Source organism: Streptomyces diacarni, from assembly GCF_003323715.1.
Lineage (GTDB): Bacteria > Actinomycetota > Actinomycetes > Streptomycetales > Streptomycetaceae > Streptomyces > Streptomyces diacarni.
On sequence record NZ_QOIN01000046.1, the window covers coordinates 45,043 to 70,464 of the forward strand.

The 25,422-nt window shown below is 73.6% G+C and carries 2 protein-coding genes; both read left to right on the forward strand.

Annotated elements, in window-relative coordinates; genetic code table 11:
* Window positions 1-15 precede the first annotated feature (15 nt).
* Window positions 16-384 (forward strand): hypothetical protein, encoded by a 369-nt coding sequence (locus tag DTL70_RS17175; RefSeq protein ID WP_114022839.1) that lies wholly within the window; start codon window positions 16-18, stop codon window positions 382-384.
* A complete protein-coding gene (locus tag DTL70_RS17180) occupies window positions 385-25,257 on the forward strand; it encodes a lonely Cys domain-containing protein (protein ID WP_114022840.1) in 24,873 nt (8,290 codons plus the stop codon).
* Window positions 25,258-25,422: the final 165 nt, after the last annotated feature.

The following is a 25,422-nucleotide window of genomic DNA, read 5'->3' on the forward strand; positions in this document are numbered from 1 at the left end:
GGAAGGGGAGGGACAGTGAGCGGTTACCACAACAACTACCAGGCGGACCTGGTCGGTCTGGACCAGACGTTCCAGCAGCTCGACGGGATGGCGGGCGCACCGAAGCGGTTGCTCGACGATTTCGACCGTTCGGTGGAAGCCACCAGGTGGTGGAACGGCACGGACGACGATTTCCACGACGAGACCGAGGACCAGGACCAGCGGCAGATCGAGAGCTGCAGGAAGTTCGTCGGCTCCCTGGAGATGTTCACGGCCGGGCTCCAGTCGGCGGTGCGCAAGAGCATGGGCAGCATCGAGGGTGTCCACACCGACGTTCAGGACCAGATCCACGACGCTCAGCAGAACGCCGGCTCCTACGACACCGGTGGTGGCGGGAAACGCTGAATGTACGACATCGAGTATCCCGAAGAGGTCAGCACGATGCTCTTCGTCCTGCTCGGCGCGAAGCCGCTGCAGGCGAAGGCGGGTCTCGCCTGGGATAGTCGCAACGGTTACACCGATCTCGCCGCAGGACTCCGCGATCTCCGGCAGGAGATGCTCGACGCGATCGAACAGGGCAAGCGGTACCTCCCGCCGAACGTCGCCGACGCCTATGAGCAGGCCCTGTCCGGGCTGGTGCACCGGCACGGGAACGACACTCTCGAGCAGTTCATCGGCCAGCTGGAGAAGTACACCGCCGACCGGGGCCAGGCGTCCATCCAGATCCAGCAGTCCCACTTCGAGATCATCATGGAAGTCCTCTTCCTGATCGCGGAGTTGGCGATTCTGGCTGCGGTCGCCGCGTTCACCGGCGGGGCCTCGGTCTCGGAGATGATCCTGGCCCGGATGCGGTCCAGGCTGGCGATCCTCATGACGATCGACCGGCTGCTGCGTTACGTCCAGGCATTCCCCTCGCTGTCCGAGGCACTGGAAGAGGCCATCCAGAACCTGGCCTCCCAGCTTCTGTCGATGACCATCAACCCGCCCACGCAGCAGCCCGACGGCGGTGTCGACTGGAGTCAGGTCGGCCTCTCGGCGGCGGTCGGCGGGCTGGCCGGATTCCTCATCGGCCACTTCCGCACCTGGGCGTTCAACCTCAAGAACAGCCTGTCGAACCTCTTCAACAACAACTTCGGCAAGGACATCTTCGGCAAGTTCGAAATCAACTTCAAGAACCCGTTCACCAAGCAGAACGGGAACAACACGCTGTTCGACGTCCCCACGGCGTTCGTGACCGAGGGCTTCGGCGAGACGATCGCCGTGGCGATCGTGCTGCAGAAGTGGGACTGGACGTCGCTGGCCGGAGCCGGCCTCAGCGGGATCTCCGAACTCTTCATGCATCAGCCAGTGGGGCAGTTCTCCGGCGGCCTCCACTCCAAGCTCTTCCCGGACGGCAACGTTTTCACCGAGTTCCAGAAGAACTCGACCAAGATCCTGATCGAGCGGCTCAACAGGGAGATGGGCAACGGCCCCGGCAGTGGTGCGGGCCCAGGACCGACGGCGTTCACCCCGGCACCCGCTGCGCCGACCCCGGTGGTGGGCAACTCGCCCACCCCGCCGCCACCCGCGCCCACGCCACCCGTGCCCACCCCGCCGCCCGTCACCAGCAGCGATCTCGACGGCACGGCCGACAGCGTCTACGACTCGGACGGCTCGCAGACCTCGTCCCGGCCGCCGAGCGTCTTCGACGACTCGGACACCGAGTCGCTCTCGGACACCAGCTCCCTGTACTCCAACGACGCGGACGCGTCCGCGTCGACCCTGCCGAACGGAACGTCCCTGCCCGGCGGCGCGGCCAGCCACCTCAAGTCCCCGGACTACCTCAAGGACCCGGCCTCCCTGAACGCGCCGGGGACGCAGGACGACGCGTGGGGACTGAACGAAACGGACCTCACGCTGCCGGACGAGTCGGCCGGCGGTCTCCCGCCGACGTCGAAGACGGTACCTTCCGCGGTCTCCGACACCGGGACGAACGGCCTGAAGGCCCCGGGCTCCCTGCCCAACCCCGGCGCTCTCAACACGCCCGGCGGTTCCCACGCACCCGGCGGGCTCGGCAACCCCTCCTCCGCGCCCACCGTCTCGCGGCAGGACGCGGGACGCACCGACACCGACCAGTCCGATGCCGGGCAGTACAACGGCGCACCGGAATCGCGGGAAGCCGACTCCTCCCAGGGCGCCCACGGCACCACCCCGCACACCCCCGTGGCCAACACCCCCGGCGAGACGCGCCGGTCCGACATCGGCCAGGCCCGCACCGCGTACGAGGACGCGCTCACCACGTACGCCGACGCCACCCGCGCCGTCGACGAGCTGGCGGGCGGCACCGACACCACCACCGTGCTCGCCGAGGCCCAGGCACGGGCCCAGCAGGCGCACGGCAACCTGCTCGACGCCACGGCCCGGTTGCGCGACCTCGGCGTCACACCGCACGCCACGGGCCCGGACGGGACCGGCCACGCCCCGCCCCAGGTCCACCGGGACGGCGTCCAGCGCGAGTGGATCGCGCGGCAGGTCACCATCGAGGACCTGCCGGGCACCCTGGCCCAGGACCTGGCCGAGCTGCACGGCCCGGACGCCGTCGTCACCCCGGCCGCCGCGCGGGACGCGGGCCTGGTATTGAGCCCGGAGCAGTACGCGGCGGCGCGCGACGGCGCTGCCCTGTCCGTCTCAGAGCTGGACCCGGTCGACCAGGCACGCCTGCTGATGGCGCAGCCCAGCCCCTGGCCGGTGGCGCTGGAGACCGTGGCGGCCAACGCGTCGCTGCGGATGTGGGACGCGGCGTACGCGGACTTCGCGGGCGCGGCCCTGAACACCGACGCACCCCCGGCGACCGCGCCGCGGCCCACCACGCCGAACGCCACCGCACCCGCGGGCGCGAGCCCCGCAAGCCCGCGGCCCACCCGGGCCGACGTGGACCGGGCCTGGGACACGGCCGTCGCCCTGGTGCTGCCGCCGACGCCGGCCCCCGTCCTGGCCGACTCCCGCCATGCCGAAGCCCCCTACCGGGACGCCGTCCGGCAGGTCGCCGACCACCTGCTGACCAACGGCCCGTACGCCTCCTCGGGCGTCACGCTCGCCGGCACGCTGCGCACCTCGCTCGGTCTCGGCCCCGTCGCACCCGTCCGTGCCACGACGCCCACCGAGCTGCCGGGTCCGGACACCCCGTCGACTCCGGCCCCGCCGACCGCGACCGTCACCACCACCTCCAGCGACCTTCCGGCCGACCCGCCGCCCACTCCGGCCGGACCCGCCACCGCCACCGCGACGTCGGTCCCCGCACCCGCACCCGCGCCGGCCACCGACACGGCCTCCCACGACGTCCCGTCCGCCGCCGGCACCGCGCCCGCACCGTCCCCGGTGAGCGTGGATCCCGTCGCCGACCTGGCGTCGCGCCTGCCGGACATGCCCAAGGCCGACCGGGCCAGGGAACTGTCGCTGCTCCCGCCCGCCGACCGCGAGCGGCTGGCGTCCGACCCCGCGCTGGTCGACACGCTGCGTCAAAGACTTCAGCCGGCGGATTTCGCGGAGACCGCCGCCCAGTTGATGGTGCAGATCCCCGCCGGGGTGGACCAGCCGGTCTCGTCGCGGCGCGAAGTCTCCGCCCAGGTCGCGCGCATGCTGCGCGACCCCGCGGTGGCGGCGAAGCTGCTGACGGACGGCGCGCGCGTGGCCGTGGTGCCGAAGGGCGAGGCGCTCATCACGCTGGACCCGTTCCGCCACCTTGCGGGCACCCTGACCCCGGACGGGCGCCCGTGGGAGGAGGTGCGCGGCGCCGCGACGCGCACGGCCGGGGTGACGGAGGAGAACCTGCTCGGCGAGGTGACCTCCGTGGCGACGGACCGGCGCTCCCACCCGGAGGGCTACTCCACGACGACCCACGAGTTCGCCCACATCCTCCACCAGTACGGGCTGAGCGCGGACGAGAAGCAGCTCATCCACGACGCGTACCAGGCCAAGGTGGACCAGGGGGACGCCGCGGTCTGGCCGGACGGGCCGCTGCACGACCCCTCGGGCAAGCGCAAGCAGCCCAACTACTCCTCCCTCAACGAATACGAGTACTTCGCCCAGCTCACCAACGCCTATCTGGGCACCAACAAGGGCCGGGACGGGTTCACCAAGCAGCGGCGGAACAACGGGGCCGCCTGGGTGCGGCAGCACGACAAGACGCTGCTCCCCTTGCTGGAGCGGCTCTACAGCGCCGAGCCCGAGGCTGTCCACGCGCGGCCGGCGAACCAGCTCGCCGGCCCCCGGAAGGAGAACTGGGTCTTCGAGGGCTTCCGGGCGTTCTGGGACCGCGCGGAGGGCACCCACCAGCCGCAGCCCCACGAACTCGCGCCCGTTCCCGACCCCGACCCGGCGCCTGCCCCGGCGGCGCCCGCCCCGGCGGCGCCCGCCCCGAAGACGCCTGCCGCGAAGGCGCCCGCCCCGGCGGCGAGCGCGGCCGCGTTGCCCCCGCCGCCGACGAGTCAGCAGAGCTACCAGCAGTACCTGGCGTCCGGGCTCCAGGCCCTGTTCGGGGCGGACCTGCCCTCGGACCCGGCGACGTTCCAGATGATGGTCAACTCCCTGGAGCTGGTGGACAGGGCCCGGCAGAACGACTCCGCGTTCGCGAACGTACCGCTGGACCTGGAGCGGATCACGCGGCGGGTGCTGCACATGCCCGCCTCGGCCCCGTTCGGTTTCCAGCCGGCCTTCTCCCTCCTCCAGCTGGCGGCGAGCGCGGCACGGCGCAACCGGGCCGGAAGCCTGACGGCGATCGCGGCGTTCGGGCTGGAGAAGAGGGGCGCCCTCGGGAACACGAGAAGAGCGACCGACGCAGCCGGCCGGCCCCTCGGGCGGAACTGGATGCCGCTGCCCATCGAGGGGCTGCACCTCGACGACGTCGCCAAGAAGATCGGGGCCGAGTGGGAGACGACCGGCGCCCCCTGGCGCGGGCGGCCGACTCACATGGTCTTCGCGGAAACGGCGGACTCCGGCCTGCTGGTGGTGCGCGACGGCCACGGCACGCCGGTGGAGGTGGACTACGAGGAGTTCGTGGAGCTCCTGGGGCACGACCCGCACCGGCCCGAGGGCGCCTCCCTGGTGCTGATGGTGCCCGGCACCACCGGTGTGCGGACGATGGACTTCGAGCGGTGGGTGGCGGACCGGCTGGGGACGCGGGTCTGGTCCACCGACGGGGACCTGCGGCTGCAGCCCACCGACGACGGCACCGGCCGCAGGGTGCTGGTGCTGGCGCTGGCGAACGAAAAGCCGGGGCAGGAGCCGGTCGGCACGTGGCTCCCCAACGACCCGGGTCTGGTCGCCCAGGGCTCCCAGCATCAGGTGACGGCCGTCAACGGGCAGGTGTTCCCGGACAGCGACGTCCAGTCGTACCTGCTGTCCACGGTCGACGGCCAGGCGCTGACCGGACGGGCGTTCCTGGACGCACAGAACATGGCGCTCCTGGAGGACGGCCTCCGCACCGTGGCCGAGGTGGCGCACTACACGGATCACGACGAGGGACTTCCGGCCATTCGCGCCCCGCAGGAGAGCGGGCTTCAGCTGCTGCCCCGGTCGCTGCGCGGTGCCTTCATCGCGGTCGGGCACGGGAACACGGGCCGCGCGGTGCTGCCGATACTCAGCACGGGAACCAACCACCACGTGTCTCCCGAGGAGGTCGGGAGGCTGCTCGCGCGGGACCCGTTGCTCCGGTCGTTGCCCCCGGACGCGCCGGTGTGGCTGCTGTGGTGCGAGATGGCGATGCCCGCGGCGGGCAAGGACCGGCTGGCACACACCATCGCGGCGCAGGTACTCGCGAACGAGACCGGCCGGACCGTCTTCGCCATGGAGGCGACGACCACGGTGCATCCGGCGGAGCAGGGCATGCCGCCGCGGCTGATCAAGTTCGACGAACTGCCCCAGCCCAAACACCGCATTCTGGAGTTCCGCCCCGATCCGCCGTGGGCGCACCTGAACGCCACGGCCGACCTGGCGGGGCTGCCGGAGAACATGCCGGACAGGACCACCCGGGCGCTGCGGTGGGTGAGGGCCACGCGGGAGGTCTACGGCGTCGACATCGACACCTCCCCGCAGCGGGCGGCTCAGTTCCGTGAGCTGATCGAGGGCTTCGGGGTGTGGGAGCGGGCCCGTGGCGACGCCCTGACCTGGACGGAGCTGCAAAAGACGCTCGCGCAGTACGCCCAGCAGCGCGGCATCGACCCGACGGCGCCGGCGACGCTGACGAGGATGCTCCGCTCGTGGAGGGCGGCCCAGCCCGCCCCTGGCCCGTCCCACCAGGCGTATGCCGCACCGGCCCAGGCGCCGCGTGCGGGGGCGCGCGCCGAGACCTCCCCGGTGCTGGCGCGGGCAGGGCTGGAGTTCGCGCCGGGGTCCACCGCGCTGCCCGAGGACGCCATGACGGACCTTGCCGAGCTGGCGCAGCAGACGGCGCTGGCCGCGCTCGACGCCCGGAACGCGGGGCGGCCGCTGCCCAAGGGCGTGATCACCGGTTATGGCGAGGGCCCGAGGGCGCAGGCCCGGGCGAGGGGCAGGGAGCGTGCCGGGGCGGCGCGCACCTGGCTCCTGGAGCGCGTGGATCAGGCGCTGGCCGCCTTCCAGGCGGACGTACCGCCGGCGGACCGGCTGACCGCGGACCAGCTCACCGTGGTCACCCGCGGCTGGGTCGGCAACACCCGGGCGGCCGCCGCGCCCGGCGGCGTGCCGCGGACCACGGTCGAGTTCACCGCGCCCCCCGCACCCCCGGCGCTCAGTGACCTCGGCCCGTCCGGCTCGGGAGCAACGCAGCGGACGCCCGGCCCACTCGCCGCCGACGCCCCGAGCGGTGGCACCGCTCCGGCCCTGGGCGAGGACCAGCGGGCGTGGCTCAAGGACCAGCTGACGAAGCAGGACCTGTCGCCGGACGCGCCCCGCCCTGCCCCCGGCACGTACGTCGACGTGGCGGAGCTGCGCTCCCTCGGCATCGGGCTGGAACCGGGCCAGGAGATGGAGGCCGTGCTCGCCGGCAACCAACTCGCGGTGCACACCCTGGATCAGCTGGCCCAGGTGCGGCTGCTGCTGAGCAGGCCAGGGCCGGGACCTGAGGGCATCGACGCGCTTGCCGCCGTGGTGGCACAGCGGCTGTGGCGGTCGGCGTTCGACGCGTTCGAGGCGGCGACCGCGGCGCGCGGGGCGGTGAGCGCGCAGGACGGCGCGGACACCCGGGACGACGCCGCGCCGGACGCCGCGCGGGCCTGGGAGCTGGCCGCCTTCCTGGTGCTGCCCGCAACGCCGAACGAGGCCCGGGCCGACGCGCACTACGCAGGAGAGGACTTCCGGGCGGCGGTACGGGACGTCGCCGAGCACCTGCTGGCCCACGGCCCGGACGCCCGCTCGGCCGTGGAGCTGGCCGACACCCGGCGCCGGGAGCTGGGGCTGCGCCCCCGATGGGCCGACGCCGACCCGTCCGCGCCCCGCACCCGGCCCGTGGTGTCGTCGAGCGTCCGGTCCTCGGACGTCGACATGCCGGACGTCGACATGCCGGACATCGACGCGGACTCGGACTCGGACTCGGCGTCGGGCACGGACGCGGACGTGGACTCGGACGCGGAGTCCGGCTCGGAGCCGGACTCGGACGCCGAGATGCAGGACGCCCCGGACGGTACCGAGTCGGAGGCCTCGGAGGCGTCCGACCTCTCCGACTCGGACTCCGCGAACAGCATCCTCGACGAGGAGATCTACCCCCCCGACCCCTCCGACTCGTCCGAAGACAGCGACTCCTCCGACGAGGACACCGACACCGACACCGACATCGACTCGGATTCCGACTCCGACACCGATTCCGACGGCTCCCCGTCGACCCCGGCGGTGCCTCGTACCGGGCTGCCGGCGAAGGCCGAGGTGAGGTTCACCCGGCCGTCCGTGACGCTGTCCGGCGAAGAGGCGGCGAACCTGCGGCAACTGGCGCGCCGCCTGGCCCTTGTCGGGATGCGCAACTGGCGGGCCGGCGTGCCGCTGCCCGAACTCGTCATCTCCGGATACGGCAACGACGTGCGGTCCAACGCCCCGCTGGCCGACCGGCAGGAAGCGGCACGGCAGCGCGCCTCGCAGCGTGCCCGGGCCACCTCCAGCGCGCTGAAGCTGGAGCTGGGCCGGGTGCTGAACGTGCTGAACCGGCGGCGGCCGCCCGGCGTGCCGCGCCTGGGGCCCCACCACTTCCCCATGCTGCGGCACGGCTCCCCCCTCGTCCCCGCCAACAAGAACATCGCGCAGTTCCCCCGGCCCACGCTGCTCCAGTTCTCCAGCGCCCCCCGCGCGCGGGCGGTGGACCTTCTGGACCGGCTGCGCCGCCAGGACAAGGGGCTGCGCAGCGGGCCGATGGACGTGGACGCCCTCGCCCGCCGCATCCTCCACCTGTCCGAGAACCAGCCCACCGCGGAGGCCGCCCAGGACGCCAGGAACGAGCTGCTGGACCTGGTGACGCAGGCGGACGAGGCGGGCCGGGCGACCAGCCTGGCCGCGCTGGGGGCCTTCCACGCCCAGCAGCAGGGCCTGCTCGACGGCCACTTCCGGTACACCGACGGCCAGGGCGAGCCCGCCGGCCTGAACTGGACCTCCGCGCAGGCCGCCGAAGTGGACACCGCCTCGGTCGAGCGGATCACGAAGGACGAGCAGGACCAGGTCACCGACGCCGGGATGGACGACCAGCCGTGGGAGTGGGACGAGCCCGCCTACGTCATCGCCGCCGCGGGGGACCGGAGGGGGGTGGTGGTGCCGTGGCCGGACGGCACCACACGTGAGCTGCGCATGGACGAGTTCGTCGAGCTGATGGCGAACGACCCGGTTCTGGCGGCGGCGCCGAAGGACGTGCCCCTCGTGCTGGCCGTCCCGCACGCGGGCTACGGTCTTCTCTTCCTGCCGCGCCTGCTGGCGTTCCGCACCGGCCGCACGGTGTACGCGCACAGCGGTGACGTGGAGCTGACCGTCCGTCCTGGGGTGTCGGCGAAGATCAGGGTCGTCCACCACGAGGGGAGGCCCGAGGGCGACTGGGTGCCCAACCCTCCGGACCTGGACCCCGGCTCCTACGACGAGGTGCCCGACTGGCACCACGACGTGGAGACCTCGGCCATCGTCAGCCTGCGGACCAAGAAGCAGGTCGGACGCGCCGCGTTCATGCCCGACGACATGGCAGGTCGCCGTGAGGAACTCCTCCGCCACCTCGACCAGACGCGGCAGTTCGTCCACGAGAACGTCACCACGGGAACCGAGTCGCCGCGTTTCATCCCCACGGACCCGGACGAGGCGGCACCGGCCGTCTACCAGAGCCTCCACGGGGGGCCCGGCGGCATCACCGTGCCGCTGGAGGGCGGCGGCAAGAGGCAACTGAAGGGTCCGAAGGTCGAGAACTGGGCCCGTGCGCGGCGCAACAGCCTGTCGGTCTACCCCAAGAAGTACTGGGCCGACCTGGAGATCTGCTGGGCGGGCTCCGGCCGCGAGGGCCGGGTGCCCCGATACGGCAGCGTCGGCGACGGGTATCCCGGGCCGTTCGTCGCCGACCCTCTGGACGAGGTCCCCATCGGGCAGCGCTACGCCAACGGTCTGCGCCGCAAGGTGCGCTGCACCGTCAGGGCCGCTGCGCTCAACTCGAAGGGCACCGCGCCGAACCGGGTCTACTACCGCGTGCTGTCCAGCGACCCGCGGGGGCGGCGTTCCTCCCGCGCGAAGTTCTTCCCCGAGCCCCGGGCCGGTGAGCTCAACCGCCGGGCGCGGGCGATCGGTTACAGCGGCTCGGACGGACGGGTGTCGGCGGACCAGCGGGTGTCGACGCTGCGCCTGGTCCGGGCGCTGAAGCTGGCGCTGGGCAACGAGGTGGACGACGCCGTACGCGTCGAGAAGAACCCCGGGTACCTCGAACTGCTGCGCGGGGCGGCGGCCCTGGAGAAGATGTGGCACGCCGACGGAAGGTTCGCTGCCGCGGGCGGGTTCACCATGGACCTCTTCCACCGGGTCGTCGAGGCGACCCTTCCCGCGGGGACGGAGCCGCGCCGGGCGGATTACCGCGCGGTGCTCCTGCAAGCGGCGAACGCCGCACCCGGCACCCGCCTGGGCGACTTCGTGACGCTGTCGCCCGCTCTCGACGCGGCGAGCGCCTGGAAGGACGGGGCCCACCAGCCCTCGCACCACGACGCCGTCGTCGCGTCCCTGCTGGACGTCAAACCCTCCCGGGTGGGCGACAGCCACCGCTCCCGGGCCTTCTGGGGCCGGGTCAAGGCCCACGAACTGCTGGGGCGGCCCGGCCTGGACCTCGACGGTCTCGCGCGCGGGGCCCTCCACCTGGACGCCTCCGACCCGGTGGACGACGCGCGGCGAGCGGAGTTGTGGGCCCTGGTGCAGACCGCGTTCACGCGCGGCAGGGACGCCACCGACGAGGAGGTGCTGGCCGCCGTTCACCTGGAGCTGGCCGGGGCCTTCGAGGCGGCCAACCAGCTCACGGATCCGGCCGGGGAGAAGGTCGGATACGACTGGTCCACCACCGGCAGCCGGATCACGAGCCTGGACACCTCGCGGATCCAGACACCCGGTGGCCTCGTCCCGGCCCCCTGGGCCGGCCAGGACAGCGACGGCGAGGACCGGGCCGCGCCCTTCGTCGTGCGGGGCGACTACGACGCGTCGGACCCGGGCGCCGTGCGTCTGCGCTTCGGTGACGGGCAGCCGGTCCACCGGGTGCCGTTCGGGGAACTGGCGGAGCTGCTGGCCTACCACCCGGTCCTGGCGGACCGGGACCTCAACGCCGTCCTGGTGCTGGACATACCCGGTCTCTACGGCTCAGCACTGGCGGACCTGCTCAACGAGCGGCTCGGCCGCACGGTGACGGTCACCCGGGCTTGGACGGGGATCGCCCACCCCAGCGGAGAACCCCAGCCGGTGCTGTCCCTGAACCCCTCGTCGAAGAGCAAGAAGCCGACGGCGAGCAGCTGGCGGCTCCAGCGACCGGTCGACCCCGTGCACCCCGCGGACGCCCCACCGCAGGTCCGGCCGGTGGCCAGCGGCGCGTCCCGCCGCCACCAGCCCGCGCCCTTCGTCGCGGCCGCGCCCCCGGTGACGAGTGCGCCCCGGGCCGGGGCCGCCCGGGCCGCGCGCGTCCGCAACGGGTCGGACCCGGCCGGTGTGGAGTCCTCCGATTCGGTGGCCCTGCGCCCGCTGCTGCCCCCGGCGCCCGCCCCGACGACCGACGCCGAGACCGAAATCGCCTCGGCCGAGGAGGAGTCCGCCGCCACCGTCCCGGTCGAGGAGTCCACCGCCCTCGTCCCGGCCGAGGGGGAGACCGCGCCCACCGTCCCGGCTGAGGGGGAGACCGCGCCCCTCGTCCCGGTCGAGGAGCCCGCTCCCACCGACCCGGCTGCCTCGGCCCTCGTCGCGGCCTTCGGCCGGGGCCACCGCGGTCTGAGGGGGATGGTGCACATCATGCCGCTCGCTGAGGACACCGTCCGCTGGCTGCACGAGCGGCTGGCTGCGACCGTCCGCGCCCGGGCCGCGCGCGAGCAGCCGCCCCGCGATCCGGAGGCCCAGGACCCGGGCGGCACGGAGGAGCTGGACGGGGACCTCGCAGCGCAATACGACGGCGACGAGCTGCTGGACGCGATGCCGCACCTGCTGGGCCCCAAGGGCATGTCCCGCACGGTCACCTACCGGGGCCGCCGCTACCAGGTGTCGGCGCGGGTGGAGTTCTTCGACCACCGGCCGGCCTCGGTGATGAGCGAGGACACCGCCGAGGGACGGCGGGTCAACGTCGAGGAGCGCAACCAGACCGCGATCGACACCAGCGACACCCTCACCACGGGGAACGTGCGGAACCTGCCGCTGTCCTACGGCCGTACCTGGCTGGTCAACGACACGGTCTCGCAGACGTTCACTCCGAAGTTCACGCTGACGCACAACCAGCAGACCGTCGTGATGACGGTTCCGGAGAACTACACCACGGGGTCCGCCGTGGCGTTCTCGACAGAGCCCTCGCACGCGTTCGACTACGGCATGCGCTGGGAGTTCACGGCCGTGCCCGCTCCGGCGCCCACGGCGCCGACGCCGCACACGGAGGCGGACTGGAGCGCTGCGCAGGCCGCGCCCGGCCGGCTCACCGCGTGGTTCCCGCACTACCTGACGCAGGGCATGCCGCCCCGTCCGTTCGGCCCGGTCTCCCCGCACGACCTCCCCGCGGACCCGCGGGTCATCACCGACGAGCAGCCGCTGCACCGGCTGGACACCATTCACGACCCGGCCGCCCTGCTCGACGCCCTCCTCACCGCCGACGCGTTGCGCCCGTACCTGCGCCGGATGTCGGACGAGTCGGCCGCCACGCTGCGCACGTTCCTGAACGAGAGCAACCAGCGTTCCGGACTGCCGCTCATGCTGGCCTCGGCGTACCTCTCACCGATCCTCCTGGACCGCGGTGGGCAGCCGTTGGGCTACCTGCAGGTCTCGGCACGGATCAACTCCCTCAGCCCCGACGTGCTGGCGCGCAGCAGCGCGAAGGGGGTGTTGGAGGCCGACCTGCTGCACCGGATCGGCGCCCAGACGGGGCTGACGGTGACCAACGCCGAGAAGGCGGAGTTCACCCTCGCCACCACCTTCCAGGGCCCCCACGCGGGCGGGAACTTCGTCTTCGGCGGCGGCTACCAGCACAAGCGCACCCGCACCCTCAACTCCGGCGGTACCGCCTACGACTGGTTCAGCCTGGTCACCGAGAACCCGCACCTGCTCACGGACGCGGACATCACGTACACGGCCGCGCTGGTCCTCCCCAAGGGCGGCAGGACCGAGCCCTTCGAGCTGCCCAGCCCCCAGGGGCAGTCCCTGCGGGTGCCGACGATGGCCGATGCCGCCGGCACCCCGGTCGAGCCCGGCCAGGAACGTCATCTGCCGCCGGAGCTTTCGTCCTTGCGCTCCCTGGGGGTCGACGCCACCCCGTTGAAGGTGGGCGGAATCGACTCGCTCTTCGACCAGTTGGAGACCCGGCTGCGCAGCATGGGCTTCCTGCCGCCCGCCGAGCCGCGCCGCCTGGAGTGGCTGGGCAACGACACCGCGGTCCTCATGGCGTGGCTCGCCAACGCCCGCAAGCTGGCTGTCGCGCGTTCCCAGATCGGCCTGCGTGGGGCGGTCGGCGCGCTCATGGACGGCGGTCACCCGCTCTACTTCGACCTGCCCCTCGCGCACGGCGTCTGGCGGGTCACCGCGGACCTGTCCGTGGTACCGACGCACGGCACGTCCCCCCGGCATGCGAAGAACCTGCCGGGCTGGTCGGTGATGAACGCCAACGGCACCGGGACGGTGGGCAGCGAGTCCCGCGGCTCCAGCCAGTCGCTGTTCGGCGACCTCTCCGCCGAGGCCAACGGGCCGGCTCCGGACGACTGGACGGTGGCGGGCGGTATCCCCAGCAGCCTGTCCGGCACCCGCCAGATCACCGGCGACGCCTCCGGGTCGGCTTCCGCCCACAGCCTCGACCTGCTCGCCTACGCGCAATCCGGGCTCGGGGTCTTCCACATCCCCGGCACCTTCACCATGACGGTGTTCTCGGAGAATGGCGACACTCCGCTGGTCACGTTCCGCCCCGTGGACGGCACCGTCTCCCTCGCCGTCCCGCTGACCCGCACCCTCGACGCCCCGGCGGCCCCGCTGGGCCCGGTCACCGTCCGGCGCGCGACGGACGAGGACTTCCGCAAGGCGCGGATGAGTCCGGACGGGACCGGTCAGCGCCCGCAGGACGTGGTGCTGCTCCCCGCCGCCGCGCACATCAACGTGGCGATGGGCAGCGGCGCGCTGGCCAAGTCGTTCCGACAGCTGCTGGCCGGTATCGACCCGGAGGCCACTACAGCCACTACCGCCGACGAGCCGGGGCAGCTGGCCCGCGTCCGGCGCTGGGCGGCCGCGCAGGGCTCCAACCTCCTCGACCACCTACCCTCGGCCCTGACCGCCTTCGCCGAACCCGCCCGCTGGCTCAAGGACATGACCGTCGGCAAGTCCGTCACGGACGCCGAGAGCCCGGTCCGGCAGGTGCTGCGCGCCGCGTCGTCCCCGACCGGCCTGATCTCGCGTGCGCCCCAGATCTTCCGCGGCGCCCACGTCATCGACGCCACCTCGTCCGGCACGCTGGTGGGCACCGACGTGCAGGTCGAGATCCGCGGCTTCGTGAGCAACCTGTCCTACGAGGGCACGGGGCATCCCAGCGAGACCCCGGGCGCCGCCACGTACACCGAGAACGACGTCACCAGCACCGACTCCGCCTGGCGCGGCACCACCTCCGGCCACTCCGGGCAGCTCGCCACCGACCTGACCGCCTCGCACACCGGCGAGCGCCCCGGTTCCTTCTCGGGCAGCGGCGGGCGCAACCTCGCCACCTCCCGCAGCCTGACGGACACCGACTCCGCCTTCACCGACCGCGTCACCTCCGAGTACCACCCCAAGGAGCGGTTCCACATCTTCCGGGGGGATGCCAACTACGTCGAATCGCTGCGCAAGGGGCATCGCAACGCGCTCGCGAACACCGTCGGCGTGGGCCCGCACAGCCCGGTGGCCCACTCGGTGCACGTCCCCGGCGGTCTGGTCTTCTGGCTCACCGAGACCCTCGTCCGACAGGACCCGCGCCTGGCCAGGCTCGCCGGTCTTCAGCCGCTGAGTCTGCCCATGGACCGGCTGCTGCCGCGGTACTTCGCCCGCTCCGGCGGCCGGTCGCTGGGGTTCGCCACCGTGCCCGAGGCGCTGCCGACCGGCCCGCTGGACGCCTTCACCCAGGCGATCCACGACGCCGTCGACCGCGAGGCGCCGGGCGCGCTGCTGCCCGGGAGCGGCTTCCACGTCCCCGGGCTCGACGGGCGCGTCACGGAGGCGGGCTCCGTGACGGGCATGCGGTCGCTGGCGTCCGCCGGGGCCCACCACTGGCGGCGCTTCCACTTCCCCTACCGGGGGAACACCGGTCTGCACCTGGTGGAGGTGGCGCTCAACGCCCGCCCGGCCCCGCTCACCGACCTGATGGCGCTGCGCGGCGCGCTGCAGCCCTACTCGGGGCTGGCGAACTTCAACTCGGCGGCGGCGACCGCGCTCACCCGCACCCTCTCCCGCAGCTCCGGGTTCACCCTCACGCTCAGCGGGACGGGCGGCTTCACACTGTCGCCGGGCACGGAGCGCACCGGCAGCGCGGGGGCTTCGCCCTCCTTCACCACCACCGGCAGCCGCGGCACCACCCGCACGGTCACCCGCAGCCACCAGGAGTGGCCGCGCACCTTCCGGCCCGCCGCGCAGTTCCAGGTGGTGTACGCGTACCAGGTGGAGGTCACCTCCAGCCGGCTGGAGGAGTCGGCGCTGGGCTTCGTGAGCAACCGGTTCGTCTCGCTGGCCGAGCTGACGGGGCAGATGCTCGACGGCGCGCTGTCGGTCGCCGACACCGCGGGGCTGACCGGCTACATGGACCGGGCCCTCGGCCGTGGCGGGACCGGTACGGCAGCCGGCACGGCGGGCACACCCGGGACCCAGCTCACCCCGGCGCCCGCCCCGGTGACCGCACCGTTCACGCCCGTCACCGTCACGCTGCGCTTTCCGGGCAGCGAAGCCCCGCTGCGCCGGGAGGACGGGACCGTACAGCTGCCCGCACCGCCGCCGGACCTCCTCACACCGGGCGTCCACCGGACCGACCCCCGGCTGCCCGCTGCCACGGTGGCTCCCGCCCCGGCCACCGGCCCGGCCACCGGCGCGGCGCCCAACAGGCTGTCCGGCACCGGGCAGTGGACGCCGACCGGACCGATCACCGTCTACGACTTCGACGCGCTGGACCAGCTCGGCAACGCGCTGCGGGAGGTCGACCCCCAACTGCGCGGCAAGGCCCTGCCGAAGACCTCGACCTCCGCCGAGGCCACCATGCGCAGGCTCGGCGACCTCATCCGGCGCGTCAAGGTGGACCTGACGCCCGCCCAGGCGTCCCGCTACACCGGCAACGAGCCCTCCGGCGGCTCCGCGCGGATCGAGCTCGCGCTGTACCGGCCGCAGCAGGAGACCCTCAGCCGGGACGTGATGTCCCAGGGGCTGCGCACCACCGCCGACAAGGACGCCGCGAACGGCAGCCGCCTCCTCGGGCCGTCGGTGTCGGTGCCGATCACGGGAGGGCTGAGCGACGGCGACACCGACACCCTCTCCGGAACCGTCCCGGTGGCGGGCGAGAACACCGGCGTCGGCCAGGCCACCGGGGTCAGCGGCTTCCGCCGGGGGATCCTCAAGTACGGCACGCACGCCTCCGAGAACGAGAAGACCGAGCCGGACGACAGCGGTGTCCTCGGCTACACGCTGACCGCCCACGCCGTGCTGCGGGTCAGCGGCCCCGACGGCACCCGCTGGGTCACCGGGAACGTGGTGCTGCGCCCCGCGCTGGAGGACGTCCTCGGCCTCGGCCTCGGTCCGGCCCGCCCGTCCCAAGGGGTCTACGACGCCCCGGCCGCCCTCGCCGCCCGCGGCCTGCACGACTGGCGTGCGCTGAGTCGCGAGGAGTTCGGCGACGGGCTCGTCGAGGCGTTCGACGACGCGTTCGTCGAGGGAGGCGCGCGCACCCAGGTGTGGCTGGACGTGGGCGAGGTGACGCCGGACACCCGGCGGACGCTGGAAGCCGTCCGCCGGGCCCTGGGGGACGGTGTCCTGCCCGAACAGTCCCAACGGATCCTGGACACGCAGGGAGTCACGCTGCCCGCCGACGTCCGGCTCGCCCTCGACGCGGCGGTCCGCGCCGGCGAACGCGCCTGGCGGCCCGTCGAACTCATCCTGCGCACCGGGTCCGGCCCCCTCCGGCTGCCCTTCCTCCCCCGCCCGCTGCCGACGATCGGGGTGACCCCGCCGGCCCCGCAGGACCGCACGGGTCAGGACCTCACGGGGCAGGACCGCACCGGGCAGGAGAGGACCGCGCAGGACCTCGCGTCGCCGGAGCGGGCGGCCGCGATCAGGCGGCTGACCACCCCTGTGGTGCCCCGCCCTGTCCTGACCCGGCGGCAGTTGGAGGGGGTGGCGCGCAGGCTGGCCCAGACCCTTCCGGTGAGCGCGCTGCGGATGCAGCGGTGCCTCACACTGGTGGCCGGCCTGCGGGACGTGCTGTATCCGGGCGGGGTGCGCGCCGCGGGCACGGTGGACGACGCGGCGGTCCTCGTGGGTCCGGACGCGGCGGCGACGGGCCTGGTGGCCGGGCCGGGCTGGCGTCCGGTGCGCGCGTGGGACGCGGTGGCGCGGGCGGTGGCGGACGCCGGTCCCGGTGCGGTGGCGTTCGTGCTGGCACGGCGCCAGGGCGGTCAGCTGGGGCACGTGTGGGCTGCGTACAACCTGGGCGGGCGGACCGGCGTGGTGGCGGTCGATCCGTCGGCCGGTGCGGGCCGGCGGGTGTCGGCGACCGCGCCGGACCTGGCCCCCGTCGAGGCGCGGGCCGTGGTGATCGACCGGGGCGGGCGCGTCGTGGAGAACGCGCTGCCCGCGTTCACCGAGTCCTCGTCCCCGGCCCACGCGGTGGTCGACAAGCCCACCGGGCACGAGTACGGCGCCATCGGCCTGGAGGCCGAGGAGCGGTACATCCTGGGCGTCCAGGGCGAGGCGCGTGAGGCGATGGTGCTGGCGTCGGGGCCCGGCCTGTCGCTGGTGACCGACAAGATGTACTTCTGGTTCGTCCCGGACACCAAGGAACTCTTCGACTTCGCCACGCGGCCCGAGGTGCCCCCGGGGGCCCGCCCGCCCGTCCTGCGGAAGTTCCACATCGCAGAGATCGTCGTCGACGAGATGGCCGCCGTCCCGGGCGAGCTGCGGCAGACCCCGCAGGAGGGGCTGGACCAGCTCGCACTGTTGCGGCGCCGCCTGAGGACGGCGAACGAACATCCGGGCGGGGTGTCGCTGGAGTTCCTCCTGTCGGACCTCCCCGGCTGGGAGATGGAAGAGGGCGGCACCCGCGCCACGGTCTACCCTCAGCGTCCCGGATACAACGGCCGCGTCTACGTGCAGCTCACCGGCGGTGTCCCCGCCGTCGGCCTGCGAGGGCTCCACGACCTCGCCTTGCGGCGGCTGAAGCTGCCGACGAACGAGCCGGTGCTCCGCGCCGGGAAGGCCTTCGGCCGCCGGCTCTCGGCGGAGTTCGTGCGGCACCTCACCGGTTCCGACGTGCCGGCGGACCTGGTGCCCTTCCTCTCGGCCGTCCCTGACGTCGACAAGGTGTGGGGATACGGCTGGCTGCTGTTCGGCCATGTCGCCGCCTCCCCGATCAACGAGTTGAAGACGGTCAACGACACGGCGACCAGGACCGGCCTCGCCAAGAACATGCTGTCGGCCGCGTCCCGGCATCCGTTCGACCGGACGCTGCTGAGCATGGGGACGCGGATCCGCGGGTTCCTCGACGGGAATCACGACGAGATCACCGACATGACGGTCACGTCGCTGACCCAGGTTCTGACCGTCTACCAGCAGATGTTCGGCAAGCCGTTCTCCGAGGCGTTCTTCGACGCCGTCTACGAGGGCACGCCGACGGTGCGCGAACATCTGACCGCCACGCTGACGGGGCGGACGTCGGAGGGGAAGACCGTCGGCCAGCACGAGACCGTCGGCATGGAGGACTACCGGAACCTGGACACCGACCAGGGCAGGCTGCCGGTCGCCCTGCTCCTGGAAGAGCTGCGGCAGTACGGGATCACCGAGCAGTTGATGACCGACGAGGAGGTACCGGAAGCCTTCGCCGAACTCGCGGAGTTCAGCCGGACGGCCTACCAACGGGCCGTCGAGTCCGCGGTTCCGCTCTCCGACGCGGTGCTGCGCGACGCCGTCCAGCGCATCCTGGACAACACCGTGGTGCGCGACCTCGCCCCGTTCCTGGCGATGGCCCACGACGGCATGGCGCTCGCCGACGCTCCCGCCGCACAGCTGCTGTCCCCGTACGACGCCCAGGTCCTCGCGGAGGCGCTGGGCGCCTACGCCCTGGGCACCCCGCTGCCGGACGGTCTCCGCACCGCACTCGACGGCGCGGTCCGCACGGCGACCGGCCTCCTCGACCGCACGCCCCAAGGACAGCGCACGCGGAGCCGGCAGACCGTCGAGGCCGCCCACCGCGCCCTGCGCGCCCTCACCGACCCCGCGCGGCTGCCGGCGCCGATCCGCTGGACCAGGGAGATCCCCGCGCTGGACGGGACGCGGGTGCCGGTGGATCAGGTGGAGCGGACGAAGCACACGGAGCCCGAGGAGGGGGACCCGGTGGGTTTCTCCTCGCGCCCGGCCGCGGAGTGGGACGGCCGCCAGGACTCCTACGACCTGCTGCCCGAGGTCACCACGTACACGTCCCTGCTGTGGTCCCAGCAGTACCAGGGCCCCGGCGGCCCGGCGGTGCCGGAGACCGCGCCCCAGGACCTGCCGTTCGGGGAGGCGTACCTGGTGGGCCTCAGCGGGAACGCCGCGACGGTCCGGCTCGGACTGCTGGACGGCTCGGACAAGGAGTTCGACTACACCGCGGCCCTGGACCACCTCTTCGCCGCCGACCCCGACCTGATCGCCCTGGACGCGGAGACCGCGGCCGTCGTCCTGGGCGCGGACGTGGCGGGACCGCCCCCGCACGACCCGCTGGAGCACCCGCTCGCCGGTCAGCTCATGGCCACCGCCTGGAGCCGCTGGGTGTGGACCTCGGGTCTGGGACAGGAGCCGGGCATCGTGCCGGGCGACGGGCACGCCGGACCGCGGTTCCAGCTCACCGAGGGCGACTGGTGGGCGGGCTTCCGCCCCGAGCCGTCGTCCGCCCAACTGGCCCGGCTGGCCCAGCGGATCACCGGCGACCGGCAGGCAGGTGGGGACGTGCTGCGCTGGGTGCGGGCGATCCGGCTGGTCTACGGGCCGCTGCTGGAGGACGACACCGCCGCCTTCGAGGCACTGCTGCACGGCTTCCGGCAACTCGACGCGGTGCGGGCGGCCCAGGGCGACCGCACCCCGCTGACGTGGCTCGGCCTGCACACCGTGGTCGCCTCGCACGCAGGACCCGCGGCCGCGTCCCCCCTCCCGCAGGCACTGCCGTTCGCCATGGTCTCGGCCGCCGGCCGAACAGGCACGCACCTGGAGCTGTCCGGGTACGCACTGACCCAGCGGTTCGCCGCCGTGCGCGCCTGGCAGCGCGGCACGTACGGGCCGGCAGGGACGGCCCTCACCGCGCAGGGCCCCGGCGGCGCCCAGGGGCCACCGGCGACCCCCACCACCGTCCCGGCGACGGCGGTCACCCCCGCGGTGGCAGGGGTGCCCGTGACGCCCGCGGCGCCCTACGACCCGGAGGCGCACTACGACACGCTCGTGCGGAGTCTCTACGGGCAGCCGCCCCCGGGGGCACGGGAGGCACTGCGGCGGCTCAACGCGCTGCGGGCGGGCGTCCCCGCGCTGCGCGGCGGTCCGCTGGACCTGGAGGCGCTCGCACGGTACGTGCTCAGCCTCGACGAGCCGGACACGCCCGTCAGCCCGGCCGAGTACACCGAACTGCTCCGGCTGGCTTCGGACCCTGCCACCGCGCACGCCACGCGCCTCGCCCAACTCGCGGCGGCCCACCTGCGGTTGCGGGGCGCGCTCGACGCCGAGATGCGCTTCACCACCCCGAACGGTCTCAGCGGCATCAACTGGACCGGCAGGGCGCTGAACGTGCCCCTCGCGGTGGACACCGTCCACGAGGCCGTCCGGCGACCGGACGGCACGGTCGCCCTCGACACACCGGCTCCCGCCGGATGGAGTGGCGGGCCGACGCCCTACGCGCTGCTGGCCACGGGCGGCCTGAACACGGTCACGGTGCGGGGCCGCAACGGGTTCGTGCGCGAGGTGCGGCGGGAGGCCGTGGTCGAACTGCTCGCCCTCGACCCGCTGCTGAACAGGCTGCCGAGCGGCGTTCCCCTGCTGATGCTCGTGCCGTTGGCGGCGGCCGGGGACACGCTGTTCTCGCGCGGGAGCGCCGTCGCACTCGGCCGGGAGGTGTGGTCCGCCAGCGGCTTCGTGCTCTTCGGATTCCTGCCGAACGAGCCGGGCGTGCTGGGCATCGGCATCGACATGGCTCCGGACCAGGGCATCGTCGGGGGCTGGCTGCTCAGCGACCCCACCATGGCGCCCGCGCCCGCACCGGGGGGCGAGGAGTGGGAAGAGCGGGTCGTCTCCCTGCCCGTCATCGGGCGGGACCACCGCTCGACCGGGCAGCTGTCCGTGCCGCTCACCGAGCGCCCCGCGGTGCTGCGCCAGCGGGCCCTTTTGGCGCTGCAACTGGCGAAGATGACGCACTTCGTCCATCACGACGCCGCCACCAACTCCGTCAGCGCGCCGGTCGAGCTGCCCTGGCGGCGGGACGATCCCGGCGCCGAGCCGTACTTCGAGATCAAGCACGGCGTGCCCGGCGCGTCCATCTGGTCGGTGTCCGACGGAACGGTCACCACCAGCGGCGGGCGGTCCACCGGCGCACTGGGGCGACGGCCGAGTCTGCGGGCCAAGCGGGACCGGGACCCCGTCGCGAAGATCTCGTGCTTCGGCGCGGAGCCGGGCGGCATGGGCTTCCTCGGCAACTTCGGTCCGCGGCCCTACGTCCCCGACCCGCTGGCCGTCGCCTCCGAGGCCCAGGAGAGCGCCAACGACACCGGCGGCAAGCGCCCCATGACGTACGCGACCCGGCGCCCGGTCCTTCCCCGCATCACCACGCCCGAGGGGGAATTCCTCGCCGTCGACAACGACAGCCGCGGGGCCGAGTTCGGCCTGGACCTGGTCCTTCCCGAACCTGCGGGGGACGCCCTGGACGACCGGGCCCGCACGGCCGGACTGCACCACGGTCCCGGCCCCGCCCCCGAGCCCGTCCGCCGGCGGACGCTGCGCCTGGTCCGGCTGCTGGGCACCGTCTTCGGCTCCCGGATCGAGCGGAACACGACCGACTACCCGACCCTGCTGCGCGGCGCGGGCGCGCTGGACAGGATGCTGCACAACGACCCCGTTCTGCGCCACGCCCCCCTGCTCACCGTCGAGATGTTCGAGCGCGTGGCGGTGGCCGATCACGCACACCACGCCCCGGACCGGCAACTGGGGCGCGAGGCCGTGGCCCAGGTGCTGCGGCGGGCCGCGGACCGGATCGACCGGGCCCCGGACACCGAGCTGGCCGCCTACGTCCCGCTCCCGGTCCTGGTCGAGAAGGTCTCGACGCTCATGCACCGCCCCGACCTGGACCACCTGGCCGTCCGGATCCTGGGACTGCCCGCGAACGCGCCGATCGGCGACGTGGAGCGGTCGCGACTGCTGTGGGCCCACGTCAAGGCCGACGAGGCGATGGTCCGTCTCCGCAGCAGGGGTGGTGAGCAGGAGGTGCACAGGTTCGCCGCCCGGGTCCTGCACCTCCTGACAGCGCCCGATGCGTCCCACCTCGCAGCGCTGAGCCAGTACCTGCTGCTCGCGGTGGCCGGCGGGCGCGACCCGGGCGTGCCCCGCGAACTGGCCGAGGTCCACCTGGAGGTGCACGGCGCGCACGCGGCCACCACCAGGCTCCTCGCCGCGAACGGCACCTCGGTGATCGGCCGCGACGTCACCGGCCACCCGGCCGGCACGCTCGACGTCGACCTGACGGTGCTCACCCTGCTGCGGCGTGCGCCCGACGGGAGCCTCGTCGCCGACTCCTCGGTGCCGGCCCCCTGGCACGCCGGGAATCCGCAGGCCCCGCAGCCGTGGCTCTACCGGGCCGACCGTCGCGACGACGCCCGGGTCGAGGTGCGCGGTCTTCCGGCGCCCCACGAGGAGATCGCCGAGCTGATCCACCGGGACCACACGACCGGCGCCCTGCCGCTGCACCATCCCGTCGTCCTCATGGTGCCCCGCTCCCGGCCCCGCCCCGGCGAGCCGGTCGTGGACACCCTGCCGGGCCAGGGCGCCTTGCTGGCGGGGCGCGGAATGTGGGCCGCGTACGGCACGCCCACCTTCCACACCGACCCGGCGACGGGGAAGACCACCGTCGCCCTGGAGCCGGACCCCGCAGGCAACCCGCTGACGGCGGCGGACTTCGGCCTCGTACAGGTGCGGGACGTCCGGCCGCCGCCCCCCGGCTACCGGGCACTGCCGTCGGCCGCCACCGTGCCCACCACCACCGTCCTGGCCGCCCCGACGGCCCCCGCACCGGGGTCCGTCACGTTCGGAGCGCAGGGCGGGCCGTCCGAGCCGTCCGAGCCGTCCGAGTCGACGCGGGCGTCCGAGTCGGCGCGGGCGGCGGAGGAGGACCGCGGGGCGGCCCGCGCGCTGCCGTCCCCGGCCGCCGAGCCGGGCGCGGCGACGAGCCGCGACGCGGCCCGGCCTGCGGAGACCACCCCCGCCGAGCCGCACCCCGCCGAGGCGCCCGGCGACGTCTTCGGCCAGACGCTGACCCACCTGCGTGCGGCCGGAGTGGAACTGCCGGTGGCCGAGGGGGAGCTGCGCTCCTGGGCGGCCGAGCGGGTGGCCGTGACCGACCTGCCGGACGCCGCGGCCCTGCCGCCCCTGGCCGACGACCTGGAGGTCTCCACCGCGAAGCTGACCGCGGCCGGTGTGCGGCTCACCCCCTCCCAGGAGTTCGAGGCGGTGCTGCGGGACGGCAGACTGCCGGTACACGACCTCGCGCTCACCCCGGACCAGCGTCTGAGGCTGCTGGCCGCACCCGGCGGCGACCACGTCCTCGACCCCGCCGCCGCGCTCGCGATCGACACGGCCCTCGCCGCGGCCGTCGCCCGGGAGCTGGGCGTCGCCCTCGCCGGACCGCAGCCGGCGGAGTCTCCCCTCTCGCCGCGGCTGACGGCGAAGATCGGCTTCGAGCTGGAACTCGGCGACCTCACCGTGCCGTTCTACGCCCGGGGCGTGGTGCTCTTCCGCGGCAAGGGGTGGCGTCTGGAGACCGACACGCCCGACGATCCGCCGTACACCCGGTCCAACCTGGAGTTCGTGCTGGACCCGGCCTCGGACATGAAGCAGACCGAGGCCGCCCTCCGCGAGCTCATCGGAATCGTCGGGCGCATGCGCACCCTGGCCAAGGCCGCCCCTGACCACCGGCTCCAGCTCTCCGACCTGTTCGCCTCGGCCCCGGGACAGGACCCCTCGGGGCTGATCCGGGACACGACCGTCACGGTCGGGAGTTTCCGGTGCGGGGCAACGCTCCAGGCCACGTACGGGACCGGTCTGGAGGACCTCGGGAACACGGTCGACGATCTGTTCACACCGCAGGAGGCGAAGCACCTCCAGCAGCGGGTGTCCGAGGTCGAGGAGTTCTTCGACCGGGAACACGGACGTCCACTGTCGCCGCGCGCCCGTGAGTTCACGCGGCTGATCGTCCTGTACCTGGAGCGGGCCGGGGCGAAACAGGGGCCGATCAAGGCGCGGATCATCCGCCGCCATGTGGTGGCGGCCTTCCCCCTGATGAGCCGCAGCGACCTGTGCTCCGTCCGCGACGAACTGCTCAGCGACGACGAACGCCGCGACATCGACGCGCTGCTGCTGAGCCGGAGCGGTCAGGAAATGCCCGACCTCGTGCGGGCTCTCGGCCGCGCCCCCGCTGACCGGGTGTTCCGGGAGCCCTACGAGGACAAGGACAACAACCTCAACGAGGGGCCCACCCTGGCCGACTGGCTGCACTCGATCGTCCACGGCCGCGGCGAGGGGCCGTTCAAGAAGGACCTCCTCTCACCCCCGCCGGGTTTCCCCCTGCACTCCGGAGACCTGGACGCGGACTTCGGCATGGGCGCCATGGGTGTGGACGCCGAGAACGGCCTCCTGCTCTTCGAGGCACGCGTCGCCCCCTACCGCCCCCCGTCCATTCCGCTGAACGGCATCGCGCTCCCCGTCATGGCACGGGAGTTCATGACCGCCATGAGCCGCAATCCGGCTCTGACGCGGGACGACACCAGCGCCGCGCCGTGGCCCGAGGCCGTCCGGGAAGCCGTCAGGCTCGAAGGGCTGCTGGGTTCGCTCACCACGATGATCGGCGGCGTCCGGCGGGCCGGCGCGAAGCCCACGGCCGTGGCCAGGCGGATGATCGGCCGCGGCTTCGGCAGCTACCGTGAGGACGTCGAGGCGGCTTTGGCGGACACCGGCTCTTCGGCGCTGCCGGGCGCCCTGGTTCCGCTGCGCGAGGTGTACGAGAAGGTCCGCAGCCTGCAACGCGCGTGGTCGCTGCAATCCGACGACCTGCCCCTGGCGCTCGCCGAACTCGAGGCGGCACTGGAGGCGTTCGGGGAGGCGCTGTGGGACGCCGAGGACGGAATCGGCCGCACCGACGCGGCCCCCGGCAGCGCCGGAACGCCGTAGGAGGGGGAGACGATGTCGTGCGGCGTGGCCGCTCTCCCTCGGGAGAACCGCAGGTGGTGGACGTGAGGCCGCGCGGGCATGTGATGATGCGGGTACCTGATCTCCTCGATCAGTCGTCCGAGGTCCGCGAGCCGGCCTTACGGCTTGAGCGGCCGCGCTCGTCCC

Coding starts and splice junctions, on each gene's coding strand:
- DTL70_RS17180 (WP_114022840.1), top strand. CDS start 385: ATGTACGACATCGAGTATCCCGAAGAGGTCAGCACGATGCTCTTCGTC.